Source organism: Pseudomonas laurylsulfatiphila, from assembly GCF_002934665.1.
Lineage (GTDB): Bacteria > Pseudomonadota > Gammaproteobacteria > Pseudomonadales > Pseudomonadaceae > Aquipseudomonas > Aquipseudomonas laurylsulfatiphila.
In genome coordinates this window covers 735,202-750,716 of the sequence record NZ_NIRS01000002.1, presented here as the reverse complement: position 1 = coordinate 750,716, position 15,515 = coordinate 735,202, and the positions used below count along the sequence as shown (strand labels likewise).

Annotated in this window: 13 protein-coding genes and 2 pseudogenes; 8 read left to right on the top strand and 7 right to left on the bottom strand. The window is 61.1% G+C overall.

Annotated features, from left to right (window positions below; genetic code table 11):
- Positions 1–94: 94 nt before the first annotated feature.
- Positions 95–910, top strand: coding sequence for an AraC family transcriptional regulator (locus CD175_RS09125; RefSeq protein ID WP_095967235.1), 816 nt, complete (start codon positions 95–97; stop codon positions 908–910).
- A gap of 131 nt (positions 911–1,041) precedes the next feature.
- Here the strand turns inward: CD175_RS09125 and CD175_RS09120 are convergent, their stop codons facing one another.
- Entirely contained in the window at positions 1,042–1,473 is a 432-nt protein-coding gene (locus CD175_RS09120; RefSeq protein ID WP_104448617.1) for a nuclear transport factor 2 family protein, read from the bottom strand.
- A 158-nt stretch (positions 1,474–1,631) separates the two neighbouring features.
- On the opposite strand from CD175_RS09120, the gene CD175_RS09115 reads away from it, so the two are divergent.
- The 3 genes and pseudogenes from CD175_RS09115 (at position 1,632) to CD175_RS32065 (ending at position 4,016) form a co-directional block, all read left to right on the top strand.
- Positions 1,632–2,306, top strand: coding sequence for a DUF2238 domain-containing protein (locus CD175_RS09115; RefSeq protein ID WP_104448616.1), 675 nt, complete (start codon positions 1,632–1,634; stop codon positions 2,304–2,306).
- A gap of 75 nt (positions 2,307–2,381) precedes the next feature.
- A pseudogene (locus CD175_RS32070) lies at positions 2,382–3,158 on the top strand (MCP four helix bundle domain-containing protein); the annotation flags it as partial.
- Entirely contained in the window at positions 3,153–4,016 is an 864-nt protein-coding gene (locus CD175_RS32065) for a methyl-accepting chemotaxis protein (protein ID WP_371918122.1), read from the top strand. The pseudogene CD175_RS32070 and the gene CD175_RS32065, both read left to right, overlap by 6 nt.
- A 77-nt stretch (positions 4,017–4,093) precedes the next feature.
- On the opposite strand, the gene ilvD is transcribed toward CD175_RS32065, so the two are convergent.
- Entirely contained in the window at positions 4,094–5,776 is a 1,683-nt protein-coding gene (ilvD, locus tag CD175_RS09105; RefSeq protein ID WP_104448614.1) for a dihydroxy-acid dehydratase, read from the bottom strand.
- Between the two features lie 477 nt (positions 5,777–6,253).
- On the opposite strand from ilvD, the gene mqo reads away from it, so the two are divergent.
- The 3 genes from mqo (at position 6,254) to sorB (ending at position 10,307) form a co-directional block, all read left to right on the top strand.
- A complete protein-coding gene (mqo, locus tag CD175_RS09100) occupies positions 6,254–7,900 on the top strand; it encodes a malate dehydrogenase (quinone) (RefSeq protein WP_104448613.1) in 1,647 nt (548 codons plus the stop codon).
- 519 nt (positions 7,901–8,419) lie between these two features.
- Positions 8,420–9,661 carry a SorA family sulfite dehydrogenase catalytic subunit gene (gene sorA / locus CD175_RS09090; RefSeq protein WP_104448611.1) on the top strand — a complete coding sequence of 414 codons (1,242 nt, stop codon included), beginning with the start codon at positions 8,420–8,422 and terminating at the stop codon, positions 9,659–9,661.
- 10 nt (positions 9,662–9,671) lie between these two features.
- Positions 9,672–10,307, top strand: a complete 636-nt coding sequence (gene sorB / locus CD175_RS09085; RefSeq protein ID WP_104448610.1) for a SorB family sulfite dehydrogenase c-type cytochrome subunit — start codon at positions 9,672–9,674, stop codon at positions 10,305–10,307.
- Positions 10,308–10,548: 241 nt separating this feature from the next.
- Here sorB and CD175_RS09080 read toward each other — a convergent pair whose 3' ends face one another.
- The 4 genes from CD175_RS09080 to CD175_RS09065 all read right to left on the bottom strand — a co-directional run bounded on the left by CD175_RS09080 (position 10,549) and on the right by CD175_RS09065 (position 14,505).
- The gene (locus CD175_RS09080) at positions 10,549–11,355 is read right to left on the bottom strand and encodes a glycosyltransferase family 2 protein (RefSeq protein ID WP_104448609.1); all 807 of its coding nucleotides are present in this window, start codon (positions 11,353–11,355) and stop codon (positions 10,549–10,551) included.
- Positions 11,356–11,467: 112 nt separating this feature from the next.
- On the bottom strand, positions 11,468–13,048 hold the full coding sequence (locus tag CD175_RS09075) for an arylsulfatase (RefSeq protein WP_104448608.1): 1,581 nt from the start codon (positions 13,046–13,048) through the stop codon (positions 11,468–11,470).
- Between the two features lie 195 nt (positions 13,049–13,243).
- Positions 13,244–13,861 carry an SDR family NAD(P)-dependent oxidoreductase gene (locus CD175_RS09070; protein WP_104448607.1) on the bottom strand — a complete coding sequence of 206 codons (618 nt, stop codon included), beginning with the start codon at positions 13,859–13,861 and terminating at the stop codon, positions 13,244–13,246.
- A complete protein-coding gene (locus CD175_RS09065) occupies positions 13,858–14,505 on the bottom strand; it encodes a TetR/AcrR family transcriptional regulator (RefSeq protein WP_104448606.1) in 648 nt (215 codons plus the stop codon). The genes CD175_RS09070 and CD175_RS09065 overlap by 4 nt, the downstream gene beginning before the upstream one ends.
- A 47-nt stretch (positions 14,506–14,552) precedes the next feature.
- On the opposite strand from CD175_RS09065, the pseudogene CD175_RS32060 reads away from it, so the two are divergent.
- A pseudogene (locus CD175_RS32060) lies at positions 14,553–14,654 on the top strand (N-acetyltransferase); the annotation flags it as partial.
- Between the two features lie 9 nt (positions 14,655–14,663).
- Here CD175_RS32060 and CD175_RS09055 read toward each other — a convergent pair.
- Positions 14,664–15,488: an SDR family NAD(P)-dependent oxidoreductase gene (locus CD175_RS09055; protein WP_007974186.1), complete on the bottom strand. Its 825-nt coding sequence runs from the start codon at positions 15,486–15,488 to the stop codon at positions 14,664–14,666.
- Between the last annotated feature and the right edge of the window lie 27 nt (positions 15,489–15,515).

Here is a 15,515-nt window from a genome sequence, read left to right as displayed (position 1 = left end):
CGGAGCTCATGTTAGGGAGAAGGTCTGGTGTATTGGATGCAAATCGTCGAGGATATGCGACAGATCGTCCAGAACTGCCTTCGGGAGTCTTGTCATGGATCGCTTGTCCACGTTGCTCACCCATTTCGGCGTCAATGCTGGCACTTTCCATAGCGGTATGTTCTGCGGCACCGTCGCCTACGACGGCCAGCAGGCCAGCGGTCATTTACACCTGCTCCAGGCGGGGGAGTTGCTGCTCAAAATGGGCGACCAGCCAGACCTGCAACTGACCGAGCCGAGCCTGATCTTTTTCCCCCGGCCCTATAGGCATCGTCTGTTTGCGTCTGAAGCATCCGGCACGCAACTGGTGTGCGCGACCCTGGATTTCGACGGCGGTGCGGGCAATGCCCTGGCGGCGGCGCTGCCGGATTACCTGGTGCTCAAGCTCGATGAAATCCCGACCCTGGCCGGGACCCTGGAATGGCTGTTCAACGAGGCGTTCGACGGTACGTGCGGGCGTGAAGCGGTGATGGATCGCCTGTTCGAGCTGCTGGTGATTCTGTTGCTGCGGCACATCCTGAGCACCACGGGCCAGCGACCGGGCATGATGGCGGGCCTTGCCGATGCGCGCCTGGCGCGGCCCCTGAGCCTGATGCATCAAAGCCCGGCCAAGGCCTGGAGCGTGGCCGAACTCTCGGTCGCCGCCAACATGTCGCGGGCCAGTTTCGCCGAACACTTTCGCCGGGTGGTCGGGCAGACGCCGGTGGATTACCTGGTGAGCTGGCGCATCAGCCTGGCGCAGAAGCGACTGCGCGAGGGCCGGCCGATAGCGCTGATCGCCGAGGAAGTGGGTTATGAGAGCCCCTCGGCGCTGGCCCGGGCGTTCCGGCGCAAGACCGGGCTGAGCCCGCGGGAGTGGAAGGGCAGTTGATACACCCGAAAACCCTGTGGGAGCGAGCTTGCTCGCGATAGCGGTGTGTCAGACACCTGATATGGCGACCGACACTCCGTCATCGCGAGCAAGCTCGCTCCCACAGATACAGTGGTGGCCTCAGCAGTGCATCAGAACTTGAACGCCTGCCGCCCCACCAGCAGCCATTTACCGTCCTGCTTTTGCCAGATCTGGAAGTTTTCGATTTCAGTGGGCACCACTTCGGTGCCTTTGAGCGCTTGTGCCGAGAAATGGTGGCGGACCAGCGCGACATCGCCGGAGACGGTGATGGTCTGGTTTTGCATCTCAAGGGTCTTGAACGCACTTTTGCCGGTTTCGATGTCGGCGATGAAGGCCTGCTTGTCCTGGATCTTGCCGCTGGAATGCCCGTAGGTCAGGTTCTCGGCGGTCAAGGCGTTCAGCTCCGGGATGTCCTTGTGCAGCATGGCCTGGGTCAAGTGGTCGACGGCCTGGGCCACGTCCTTGTCCGAGGCGGCCGGGGTGGCGGCGACGTAGCCGGTGAACAGGCACAGAAAACCAATCAGCACTTTTGCTTTTTTCATGGGTGTTTCCTTGTTGTTGTAGGGATGACGCGATGAATGGACGAGCATTCATCAGTCATCGTACAACTTATCATGCGCTGGAGGGAAAAAGCGAACTTGCCCGGCGACCTTGCCTCGAAGTTAAAAGGGCGATGTCCTGACTTCGAGGTATTCCAGCCATGCAGCCGAACCCACGTATACGGCACGACCTGACGTTGCTGATGGTGTTCCTGGTGATCGTGGTGGTGTCGGGTTTTTCTCCCCGCAGCCGGGTGGACTGGGCGTTGGAAAACCTGCTGGTGCTGTTGCTGGTGGGGACGCTGGTCGCGGTTTCTCGGCGGTTTCGCTTGTCTGCGACGTCCGTCACCCTGGTGTTTGCGTTTCTGTGCGTGCATGAACTGGGTGCCCATTACACCTATTCCCTGGTCCCCTACGAACACTGGTCGTCTGCGTGGTTCGGGTTCAGTGTCGAGCAGGCGTCGGGTGTTCACCGCAATCACTACGACCGGCTGGTGCATCTGAGCTACGGGCTGCTGCTGGCATATCCGGTGCGCGAAGTCCTGCGGCGGCTGACGCCGCTGCGCGGGTTCTGGCTGTTTTTCGTGACCCTGAACATCATGCTGTCGACCTCCGCCGTGTACGAACTGGTGGAGTGGATCGGCGGTGCCTTCCTGGGCAATGACACGGCGAAGGCTTTCGTCGGTGCGCAAAACGATCCGTGGGATTCGCAAAAGGACATGGCCATCGCGGTCGCCGGTGCGATTGCCAGCCTGTCGCTGGTGTCCCTGCGCGGCATGCTGCAAAAGCAACCGGTGACGACCGCATGTCGCAAAAAACACAATCTGTGGCAATAGGCTTCAATTACTGCGCGGCCCCGTCGATAACCTCTTCAAGCGTGCCATCCGCGCGGGGCAACCCCGCCGCCTAACGTGCCAGAGAGGAACCACAGAGTGTCCATAAAACTGCGTTTAATGTTGCTGATCGGCACCGGATTACTGACGGCATTGATCATGAGCCTGGTCAGTTACCTGGGGAACGCCCGGATGGCCGAGGCCGTGGACGACGACAACGTCAGCATGGTCGCGCTGCGCAATCACCTCGAAGCCGACATGATGCACGACGCGTTGCGCGCCGACGTGCTGTCGGCCATGTTGGTGGGCTTGAACAAGAGCACCAGCAGCAAAGCGGAGGTGCGCCGTTCCGTCGAAGAACACACTGGGCGCTTTCGCGAAGTGCTCGGGGAAAACCTCAAGCTGCCGGTCAACGACACCATCAAGGCCGGCCTGAACAAGATCAAGCCCAGCCTCGACACCTATATCAGCGCCGCCGAACGCATCGTCGGGCTGGCCCTGGAAAACCCGGAGGCTGCGCAACAGGAGCTGGGCACGTTCAACAACGTCTTCAGCCAACTGGAAGACCAGATGGAGGCCCTCAGCGAGTTGATCGAAAGCAACACGCAACAGACCAGCCAGGGCACAGCGCTTGCCATCAGCAACGCCAACCTGACCCTGGTCGGCGTGCTGATCGCCAGCCTGTTGTTGCTGCTGGCCCTGGGGCGCTCGGCGATCCTGAGCATCATGGGCCCGTTGCAAACCGCCAGCCGCATTGCCGAGAGCATCGCCCATGGCAACCTCAGCGAGCCGATTGTCGAGCCCACCCACAAGGACGAAGCCAGCGCCTTGATTCGTAGCCTGGCAACCATGCAGCGGGATTTGCGCGGGATGATTGAGGTCGTGCGCAGCAACGCCCACGGCGTCAGCGGCATGAGCGAACTGCTGAGCAACGGCTGCCATGAGGTGGCCGGCAGCAGCCAGCAGCAAAGCGCGGCGGCGAGCACCATGGCCGCGGCCGCCAGCGAAATGACCGCGAGCATCGAGGAAATCACCCGGCATGCCGAGCGGGCACTGAACATGGCCAATCAGGCAGAAGCCCTGGCCAAGGACGGCGGCCGGGTGATTCACCAGGTGGTCAGCGACATGGACGGCATCGCGCGTTCGGCGCAGCAGTCGGCGCAGGTGATCCGCACGCTGGACAAGGAGTCCGAGGGGATTTTCAACATCATCCAGGTGATCAAGGGCATCGCCGACCAGACCAACCTGCTGGCACTCAACGCCGCCATCGAAGCCGCCCGCGCCGGCGAGCAGGGACGCGGTTTTGCCGTGGTGGCCGATGAGGTCCGCAGCCTGGCGGGGCGCACCAGCGCTTCCACCCAGGAAATCGCCAGCATGGTCGCACGCATCCAGCAAAGCACCCGCGAGGCGGTGATCAGCATGGAGGAGGGCGTGGCCCAGGTCGACAAAGGCATGGCGGTGACGGCCGATGTCGAACGCGCCATCCGCGAGATCCTCGATGCCACCCTGCACACCACGCAACTGGTCAATGACATCAGTCGTACCATCGGCGAGCAAAGCCTGGCCAGCAACGAGATCGCCCATCAGGTGGAGATGATTGCCGGCATGTCCGAAGGCAACAGCAAGGTGATCGGGCAGACGGCTTCGACCACGGATGAGTTGTCCAGCCTGGCAGGGCAGTTGTCGCAGTCGGTGGATCGGTTCAGGCTTTAAAAGATCGCAGCCTGCGGCAGCTCCTACAGGGATCGCGTACCTCTGTAGGAGCTGCCGCAGGCTGCGATCTTTTGACCTTAAAGGTACTTGTCCGTCACCGCCCCCTCCGATGCACTGGACACGGTCTTCGCATACTTGGCCAGCACCCCGCGCGTGTATTTGGATGGCGGCCGCACCCAACGCGACTTGCGCTCGGCCAGCACGGCATCGGACACATCAACGGTAATCTGCCGGGTTTGCGCATCGATGATGATCCTGTCGCCATTCTCGACAAGCGCAATCGGCCCGCCCTCAAACGCCTCAGGCGTGATATGCCCCACCACAAAACCATGCGAGCCACCAGAGAAGCGGCCATCGGTGATCAGCGCCACCTCCTTGCCCAGCCCCTTGCCCATGACCGCTGACGTCGGCGACAGCATTTCGCGCATGCCCGGCCCGCCCTTGGGCCCTTCGTAGCGGATCACGATCACTTCGCCGGGTTGCACCTCGCCATTGAGAATGCCAGCCAGCGCACCTTCTTCGCCGTGATAGACCCGCGCCGTGCCTTCAAAGCGCAGGCCTTCCTTGCCGGTGATCTTGGCCACGGCGCCGGTGGGCGAGAGGTTGCCGCGCAGGATGACCAGGTGCGAGTCCTTCTTGATCGGCTGGTCGAACGGCCGGATCACGTCCTGGCCGGCCGGGTAGTCGGGCACGCCGGCGAGGTTTTCCGCCAGGGTCTGGCCGGTGACGGTCAGCACATCGCCGTGCAGCATGCCGGCATCGAGCATGCGCTTCATCAGCGGTTGAATGCCGCCGATGGCCACCAGCTCGCTCATCATGTACTTGCCGCTGGGGCGCAGGTCGGCGACCACCGGGGAGATTTTGCCCAGCTCGACGAAGTCATCCAGCGTCAGTTCGACATCCACCGCGTTGGCCATGGCCAGCAGATGCAGCACGGCGTTGGTCGAGCCGGCGAGGGCGATCACCACGCGTATGGCATTCTCGAAAGCTTTGCGGGTCATGATGTCCCGGGGTTTGAGGTCGAGCTTGAGCAACTCCATGACCTGCTGGCCGGCGCGGAAACTGTCTGAGGCCTTGTCGCCGCCGATGGCGTCCTGGGAGCTGGAGCCGGGCAGGCTCATGCCCAATGCTTCAATGGCCGAGGCCATGGTGTTGGCGGTGTACATGCCGCCACAGGAACCGGGGCCGGGAATCGCCACTTCCTCGATCTGCTTGACCTGGATCTCGCTTATGTCGCCCCGCGCGTGCTGGCCCACGGCCTCGAATACGGAAATGATGTCGGTATGCCCGGCCCCCGGCTGGATGGTGCCGCCATAGACAAAGATCGAGGGGCGATTGAGCCGCGCCATGCCGATCAGGCAGCCAGGCATGTTCTTGTCACAGCCGCCGATGGTCACCAGGCCGTCGAAACCCTCGCAACCGGTGACCACTTCAATGGAGTCGGCGATCACCTCGCGGGACACCAGCGAATACTTCATGCCTTCGGTGCCGTTGGCGATGCCGTCGGAAATGGTGATGGTGTTGAAGATCACGCCCTTGGCGCCGGCGGCATTCGCGCCTTTTTCGGCTTCGCGCGCCAGCTTGTCGATGTGCATGTTGCAGGGGGTGACCATGGCCCAGGTGGACGCGATGCCGATCTGCGGCTTGTCGAAGTCTGCATCGGTAAAACCCACGGCCCGCAGCATGGCGCGGGCGGGCGCGGCTTCGACGCCGTCGATTACCTGGGATGAATATTTGCGCAGATCGTCTTTATCGCTCATGACAACACCTCAAGCCTCGGCGGAAAAAGCCCAGTGAGTATAGTTCTCCTCCCGAAGAGCAAAAGATCGCAGCCTCCGGCAGCTCCTACAGTGGTCAGATATCGCGGACGGGCAAAGATCCCTGTAGGAGCTGCCGAAGGCTGCGATCTTTTGATCTTGAAGGGCCAACCGGACCACACAGTCGTGAACAGACGCGCGGGTTTGCCATGTCGTGATATTCTTCGCCCCAACTTGGTTTGACCTATTCTGTTTACCTGTCCTCGCGACGGGCGAACGAATCACTGTCGCTCAAGTAGCTGAAGCCAAAAAAGATAAGAAGTCAGTTCAGAAGGGACATATAACTGGGGTCGATGCAGTCAGTCGGCCTTGTGTGCCCACCCTGCAATCCTTGAGTGCCGCATCCGTGACTGCCGTGAAGCACGGGGCTGTGCGCATGAGGATGGAAGGGCGGATGGCGTTTTATCATAGGTGCTACAGATGTTTAAGAAAGTGAACACAGCCCTGCTGGGGCTGGCCTTGTCGTTGGGGATGACGACAGCCCAGGCCGAAGAAGCCAAGAAGGTCGACGTACTGCTGATTGGCGGCGGCATCATGAGCGCGACCCTGGGTGTCTGGCTCAACGAGCTGGAACCTGGCACTTCGATGGAAATGATCGAGCGCCTCGACGGCGTCGCCCAGGAAAGCTCCAACGGCTGGAACAACGCCGGTACCGGTCACTCCGCCCTGGCCGAGCTGAACTACACCCCGGAAGACGAGAACGGCAAGGTCTCGATCCCGAAGGCCGTTGAAATCAACGAAGCCTTCCAGATTTCCCGTCAGTTCTGGGCCTGGCAGGTTCAGCAAGGCGTGCTGAAGAACCCGCGTTCGTTCATCAACTCCACGCCGCACATGAGCTTCGTGTGGGGCGATGACAACATCAAGTTCCTGAAAAAACGCTACGACGCTCTGCAGGCGAGCCCGCTGTTCGCCGGCATGCAGTACTCCGAAGACCCGGCTGTGATCAAGCAGTGGGTACCGCTGATGATGGAAGGGCGTGACCCGAACCAGAAAATCGCGGCCACCTGGAGCCCGATCGGCACCGACGTGAACTTCGGCGAAATCACGCGTCAGTTCGTTGCACACCTGCAAACCACGCCGAAGTTCGACTTGAAGCTGTCCAGCGAAGTGCAGGACATCACCCGCAACGAAGACGGCAGCTGGCGCGTCAGCTACAAAAACCTGAAAGACGGCAGCAAAACCGAAACCGACGCCAAGTTCGTGTTCATCGGCGCCGGCGGCGGTGCCCTGCACCTGCTGCAGAAGTCCGGCATTCCTGAAGCGCAGGAATACGCAGGCTTCCCGGTAGGCGGCTCGTTCCTGGTGACCGAGAACCCGACCATCGCCGAACAACACCTGGCCAAGGCCTACGGCAAGGCTTCGGTGGGTGCACCGCCGATGTCGGTTCCGCACCTGGACACCCGCGTGCTGGACGGCAAGCGCGTGATCCTGTTTGGCCCGTTCGCGACCTTCAGCACCAAGTTCCTGAAAGAAGGTTCGTACCTGGACCTGCTGACCACCACGACCACCCACAACGTGTGGCCAATGACCAAGGTCGGCATCAAGGAATACCCGCTGGTCGAGTACCTCGCCGGCCAGCTGATGCTGTCTGACGAAGACCGCATGAACGCCCTGAAAGAATACTTCCCGAACGCCAAGGCTGAAGACTGGCGCCTGTGGCAAGCCGGCCAGCGCGTGCAGATCATCAAGCGTGACGAAGCCGCCGGTGGTGTGCTGAAACTGGGCACCGAAATCGTCGCTTCGCAAGACGGCAGCATCGCCGGCCTGCTGGGCGCCTCCCCAGGCGCATCGACCGCCGCACCGATCATGCTGACGGTGCTGCAGAAAGTGTTCAAGGACAAGGTCGCGAGCCCAGAGTGGCAGGCAAAACTGCACCAGATCGTACCGAGCTACGGCACCCAGCTGAACAACAGCCCTGAGAAAGTCGCTGAAGAGTGGGCCTACACCGCCAAGGTGCTGGAACTGACTCCGCCACCAGCGGTGATTGCGCCGGCTGTGAAGCCGGTGACTGTCGATACGGATGCGAAGGCACCGAAGGCTAGTGCTGCGAGTGATATGGCTCTGTAAGTAGACGCCGGATCAAAAAAAGCCCACTGAACCGGCGACGGTCAGTGGGTTTTTTGTGGGCGATAATCAGGACATCGTTTTCGAAAAGGCTTCTCTATGCCGTAATGCTGTTCACTTCAGCATCTCTTCAGTCAGAGAAAACCCGTGGCGAGGGAGCTTGCTCCCGCTTGAGTGCGTAGCACTCACATAAAAAAACGGCACATTTTTTGGGGCCGCTGCGCAGCCCAGCGGGAGCAAGCTCCCTCGCCACAGAAAGCAGGTGTGTCTGAGGCATCTGCTTAAGTGAACAGCACTCTCTCTATGCCGCACATATCGGTAACCCCTGTCATCAATTGCCAAGTATCTGACGCTCAATGTGAAGCAGACAGTTTGGCCCTGACGATACTGGTTTGTTTACCGACCTGGGTAACGCGAAACCGTAAGTCTGATACCTCTTTGCCCTGGCGGGAATTTATAGGGGCGAGCCTGCTCCCACAGTAGTCAGTTGCATCTCGATAAAACAATCATAGAGAGCGCAGAATGAAGTTCAGTTTTATAGACAGCCGCCAGCCGAGCCGCCGGCGGGTTTTACGCGATGCTTTCACGTTGGCGTTGGCGGCTTCGCCGGTGGCAAATCTCGCCAGGGCCGCCGAGAAAAATACTGAAGAAGTGACCTTTGCCGCGGGCCCACGACCGTTGGTGCAATACCCGCAAAAACGCCCGTTGACCCTGGTGACCACGCGGCCGCCGCACCTGGAGACGCCGTTCTCTGTCTTCAATGAAGGGGCTATCACGCCCAATGACGCGTTTTTCGTGCGTTACCACCTGGCCAATTTCCCGACCAGTATCGATCCGGACAGCTACCGCCTGACGATCAAGGGCTTGGTCGATACGCCGCTGTCGCTTTCCCTTGGCGAACTCAAGACGCTTGCCGAGCCGGTGGAGGTGGTGGCCGTCAATCAGTGTTCGGGCAACAGCCGTGGCTTCTCGATGCCGCGGGTGTTCGGGGCTCAGTTGGGCAATGGCTCGATGGGCAATGCGCGGTGGCTTGGGGTGTCGCTCAAGGCGGTATTGGAAAAGGCGGGGGTGAAGGCCGGTGCCATGCAAGTGACCTTCCGTGGGCTCGATAAACCGGTGCTGCCGAGCACGCCGGAGTTCATCAAGGCGCTGGACATCAGCCATGCCATGGACGGCGAGCCGATGATCGCCTGGTCGATGAATGGCACCGACCTGCCATTTCTCAACGGTTACCCGATTCGTCTGGTGGTGCCCGGTTACTTCGGCACGTACTGGGTCAAGCACCTGAGTGAGATCGAAGTCGTCGACCGTACCTACGACGGTTTTTTCATGGCCAAGGGGTACCGGGTCCCGGATAACGATTGCCTGTGCATTGCCCCCGGCACCACGGCGGCGAACACCCAACCGATTTCCAGGTTGCCGGTGCGCAGTTTCATCACCAGCGTCAAACACGGCGATGTATTGCCGCTGAACCAGAGTCTGGTGCTCAAGGGCATCGCGTTCGACGGCGGCGTCGGGGTCAACAAGGTCGAGGTGTCGATCGATGGCGGAGCCACCTGGCGTGAATCCACCCTCGGGCAGGACCTGGGCCGTTTCTCCTTTCGCGAGTGGGCGCTGCCGATCACCTTTACCCGCAAGGGCGCCACTCAGTTGATGGTGCGAGCCAGCAACAGTGCTGGCGAGACGCAGCCGCTGCAAGCGGACTGGAACCCCGGTGGCTACCGCCGCCACGTCGTCGAAACCCGCCACGTGACCGTCGCCTGAGGAGGGCTGCATGAAATTTTTGACCTCCCTGCTGTGCGCTGCTCAGGTTTGCCTGATGACCCTGGCTGACGCCGCGCCACTCTCGATCACCTTGCCGCCCGAAACGGCAGCGTTCAAGCCCAGTTCGCTGCCTGGTTACCCATTGGCGCAGCAGAAGTGCTCCATCTGCCATTCGGCCGACTACATCAACTTCCAGCCGCCTGGCATGAGCCTGGCGCAGTGGACTGCCGAAGCGGGCAAGATGCAGCACGTGTACGGTGCTCCGATCAGCGACCAGGACGTGAGTGTGATCGGCGCCTACCTGGCGGCGACCTACGGCAGTGCCAAGGCCAGCGACGCCGATGTCCAGGCGGCCTCGAACCCGCCGGTGGAGCAGCCGCCGACGGTGTCGGTGGCAAAAGTGGCTTCGGCCTTGCTCAAGGACAACGCCTGCCTGTCCTGCCACGCAATCGACCATAAGGTCGTTGGCCCGGCCTATCACGATGTGGCGGCCAAATATGCCAATGACCCGCAGGCACTGGCCCGGGTAATGTCCAGCATTCAGCATGGCGGCAGCGGGAAGTGGGGGGATGTGCCCATGCCGCCCTTCGCACAATTGGGTCCGGACGACCTGAAAAGCCTGGCGACGTTCATCATGAGCCAGTGAGTCCGCCGTCCAGGTAGCTGGCAATGGTCGCCAGTTTGGTGGAGCACGCGTTCCCCTGTAGGAGCTGCCGAAGGCTGCGATCTTTTGATCTTGATCTTCAGCAATCTCCAGATCGCAAAAGCAAGATCAAAAGATCGCAGCCTTCGGCAGCTCCTACAGATATTTCGTTATCTGTGTTCCCCCGGGATTCCGCCCACTGAACCGGCGACGGTCAGTGGGCTTTTCTGTGAGTGCGATCTGTTCAATCCATCGGGGGGTTGGCGGCACTGAAGCGCTTGAGAATGTCCTGGTACATCCTGGTCCGCCGGTGATCCAGGCCATATCCGCCAGCGGCGGCGACGGTGCCGGCCTGGACGTGGTCCAGGTACTTGAAGATTTTGCCGGGGGACAGAAACACCACCTTGTAGCCAAGGCCGATCGCGCGGTCCTGCAGCTCATAACCGGGCACCCGGTCATCGATCTGGAAATGCAGACCCTGCTGCTTCATCAGCCTGCAATTCCATAGCGTGCAAAAGCTTTTCAGGTAGGTTTCGGTGTAGGGCTTGGGTTCTCTTGAACGCAGGCCCAGGGACAGTTTCAGACGACGGAAATGGTGCTTTGCGAAGCGTGAGGTGAAGCGCCAGACAGTTCTTGGCAACCCGCGATTGAGTTGCTCGGTGCAGCCGACCGCGATGACGTTTCGATCCCTGGTGCAGTGCTCCATCATCATCGCAAAGATGTTGGCATCGAAGACGAAGGTGTCGGTGTGCATCAGGAACAGATGGTCGGTATTGACCCTGGCCAGCGCCATGTCCAGTGCCTTGCCATGGGCGATATGGCCGGGTTCTTTGGTGGGGGCATCGCGTTCGATCAGGTTGATCCAGTCTAGTGAGCGCAGATACTCGACGCTGGCGTCCGCCGAATCGTTGTCCACCACCCAGACGGGTATGCCGGCTTTGCGTGCAGGCTCACGCAAAAGGTCCAGGCAGATCCTGGTCAGATCGAGGGTTTTGTAATTCACCAGCACGATGCTGAACGGCGGTTTGGCGCTTGTATCGACTCTGCCCATCTTCGAAATGCTCGACTACCTGAAAGCCTCGAAGACTAAACAAGCAACCTTAGCCCAAGCTTAATTTCACCTGGGCGGGTTGGCCGTTGGCATTCAGGCGGCCTCGATACGCCTAGGGTTTGGCCTGGTTTTTCAGCTTCTCTTCAATTTTCGCATCGACCGCAGCACGAATCTGGTCAACGCTGAAACTGGCAGGCTTCTGGCTCGGCGGGTACTCGATGAAGGTCTGCAGGAAGCGCGCCGCCTTGGCCACACCCGCGGCCATCAGGTAGGAGTTTTTCACCAGCCAGTCGTTGTACTGGTCCGAGACCAGGTCAGCCCGCTCATAGGGGTCCATGCGCAGGTTGAACAGCTTCGGTACGCGCAGTGGCACGAACGGGCTGCTCCACACCGCAAAACCACCGGGTTCGCGCTGTTCGGCGAAGACCACTTTCCAGTTGTCGAAACGCATCGACACCAGCACGCCGTCGTCATTGAAGTAGTAGAACTCGCGACGCTCGCCTTTAGGCTGTTGGCCGGTCAGGTAGGGCAGTTGGTTGAAACCGTCCAGGTGCACTTTGAAGTTGTTGCCACCCGAGGTCGGTGCCCAACCCTTGAGCAGCTTTTCCTTCACGTCGGTTTCGCCCGCGGCTGCCAGCAAGGTCGGGAACCAGTCCATGCCCGAAAACATCTCGTTGGACACTTCGCCCGGTTTGATCTTGCCCGGCCAGCGCACAATGGCCGGCACGCGGTAGGCGCCTTCCCAGTTGGAGTTCTTCTCGTTACGGAACGGCGTGGTCGCCGCGTCCGGCCAGGAGAACTGGTTTGGGCCGTTGTCGGTGGTGTAGACGACGATGGTGTTGTCGGCGATTTTCAGGTCGTCGAGGGTCTTCAGCAGTTTGCCGACGTCGCCGTCGTGTTCCAGCATGCCATCGGCGTAATCGTTGCCGGGCATGCCGCTCTGGCCCTTCATCGAGTCGCGTACGTGGGTGAACAGATGCATACGCGTGGTGTTCATCCAGACGAAGAACGGCTTGTCGGCCTTGGCCTGTTTCTCGATGAAGGATTGAGCGGCAGCGGTGGTTTCGTCGTCGATGGTTTCCATGCGCTTGGCGGTCAGCGCGCCGGTGTCTTCGATCTTGCCGTCGGCGTAGCTGTGGATCACGCCGCGTGGGGTTCGGGATTTGACGAAGTCCGGGTCATCCTTGGGCCAGTAAGGGCGCTCGGGTTCCTCTTCGGCGTTGAGGTGATACAGGTTGCCGAAGAACTCGTCGAAGCCGTGGTTGGTTGGCAGGAACTCGTCCTTGTCGCCCAGGTGGTTCTTGCCGAACTGACCGGTCGCATAACCCTGGGACTTGAGCGCCTGGGCGATGGTGACGTCGCGCTTTTGCAGGCCGATTGGCGCGCCCGGCACGCCCACCTTGGTCAGTCCGGTGCGCAGCGGTGACTGACCGGTGATGAACGACGAGCGCCCGGCGGTGCAGCTGTTCTCCGCGTAGTAGTCGGTGAACAGCATGCCTTCGTGGGCGATGCGGTCGATGTTCGGCGTCTTGTAGCCGACCACGCCCATGGAATAGGCGCTGATGTTGGTCTGGCCGATGTCATCGCCGAAGATCACCAGAATGTTGGGTTTTTCAGCGGCATTCGCCGCCATTGCCATGACCGTTGTCGCCACCAGGGCGAGTTTCGGCAGCCACTTTTTTATGCGAGTCATCTGACTGGCTCCTTGTTGACGGGCGTCGCGCAGGGCGACCAGCGGCCATGTTCGAACGTCGTCAAAAGGTTCGCGCCACCCGTATCAGGTGGCGCTGACCTGTAGGAGCTGCCGAAGGCTGCGATCTTTTGACGTTGATTTTTCAAGATCAAAAGATCGCAGCCTGCGGCAGCTCCTGCAGGGAAGTACGCCGCGTCAGATATGCAGCACCGCGCCGGTGACGCTGGCGCCGGCACCGCTGGCCAGCAGTAACAAGGGGCCGTTGAGTTCTTGCAGGCCGGCGTCCTTGCCTCGACCAGCCGCGATGACGTTGACGCGAATGCGGTGCGGTGTCAGCGACTGGGCCATGGCGCGGCTCATGCGGATCAGGCTGCTATTGGCGCGCAGGCACGGGTTCGGCTCGCTGATGGGGCGCGGCGGCGGGTCGATATTGACGATGCTGCCACCGCGTTCGGCCTTGATCATGTGCAGGCTGGTGCAGTGGACGATGTGATTGTTCAGGGCAACATGCTCGCGCTCGGCGCTGTTGTTGATCAGCACATCGACGCTGCCGAATCGCTCCTGCACGGTGTTCAGGGCGGCTTCGATGCTCGGTCTGCGGGCGCTGTCGAGGCTGACGACCATGACTTCGCCACCTTCCCAATGCAGGTCGGCCGCCAGTTGCTCCAACTGCGAAGGGTGCTGGCCGCCGAGGGCCACACGGGCGCCGGCGAGGCTGATCAGACGGGCGAAATGCGCGCCCAGGCGGGTGCTGGCATCGGCCACCAGGACGGTCTTGCCGGCCATGGAAAACGGTTGCATGGGATCGCTCATGGGCGTGCCTCCGCGGTCATCGGACGGCGAGTGATCAGGGCTCGTGGGGCCGGTATCCCGGGCGACGGAACAGGCGCGGCGCCGAGCATTTTCAACACCAGTTCCGAGTAATGGCGGATGACGGCATCGATGCTCCAGCGGCCATCGGCCTGGTACCAGACGCAGGCATGGGTGAGCATGTTGAACAGGGTGCGGGCCATCAATTTGGGTTCGGCGCAGCTCAGCGAACCTTCCTTGACCCCTTGTTCCAGCAGTTCCTGCAAGGCATTCAGATACTGGCGCCGGGCTTGGCGGACCTGCTCCAGATCCTCTTCGGCGAGGCTTCTGAACTCCAGATTGCCGAGCATGGCCTCGTCCTGGTGTTCCAGGTGATAACGCACGTGGCAGGCGATGAAGGCGAGCAGTTTGATATCGGCGGTCGCGGACTTTTTGGGGCGATGCCGTGCCCACTCCCGAGACACCCCCTGGAAATACTCGAGAATCAGCTCCAGCAGCAGCTCGTTCTTGCCTTTGTAGTAGAGGTACAGCGTCGAGGCGTTGATGCCTGCTTCAGTGGCGAGCTGACGCAGGCTCATCGAGCCGAAGCTGTTGCGCGAGATCAGTTTGATGGCGGCCAGGCGGATGTTGCTTTCGGTCATGTTCATGGGAGTGATCCTGCAGTCATCAAAACTCAAGCGAAGTTGTGGCGGAGGAGCTTTTGTGGCGAGGGAGCTTGCTCCCGCTGGGGCGCGAAGCGGCCCCCAAAAATGGGCTTGCTTCGCAGCCCAGCGGGAGCAAGCTCCCTCGCCACAGGGTTTGATGCTTATTGCAGATTGCCGGCCACCGCGATGGTCTGCGCCGTGATGTAGTTCGACTCCGGCGAGCAGAACAGGTACACCGCATCAGCCGCTTCCTGCACGGTGCCCGGACGACCCAGCGGGTTGCGTTGGGCGAACGACTTGGCGGCTTCCGGGCTGATGCCGACACGGATGTCACGGCCTTCGATGTTCACCGTGGCGCCGGCATGGGCGTCAGCCTTGGTCATGCGGGTTTCGATGAAACCGAAGGCCACGGCGTTGACGTTGACCTTGAAACGACCCCATTCACGCGCCAACGCACGGGTCATGCCGATCACGCCGGCCTTGGCCGAGGAGTAGTTCATCTGCCCGGCGTTGCCGTTGAGGGCCGACACCGAAGAAATGTTCACCACTTTGCGGAACACCTCGCGCTCGGCCGCCGCATCGGCCTGGGCCTGGGCCTTGATGATCGGGTAGGCGGCACGCAGGATGCGGAAGGGCGCGGTCATGTGGCAATCGAGAATGGCGTACCACTGCTCGTCGCTCATCTTCTGGATCACGTCGTCCCAGGTGTAGCCGGCGTTGTTGACGATGATGTCGATGGCGCCGAAGTTGTCCATCGCGGTCTTGACGTAGCGGTCGCCGAAGTCCGGGGCGCTGACGTTGCCGTGGCAGACGGCGGCTTCGCCACCCAGCTTGCGGATCATTTCAGCGGTCTCGTGGGCCGGGTCGGCGTCCAGGTCGTTGATCACGATGCGCGCGCCTTCGCTCGCCAGTTTCAGGGCGATCTGTTGACCGATGCCACGACCGGAACCGGTGACCAGTGCGACTTTGCCTTCGAGTTTTGCCATGGGGTGTTGCTCCTCAGTGATCAGTTT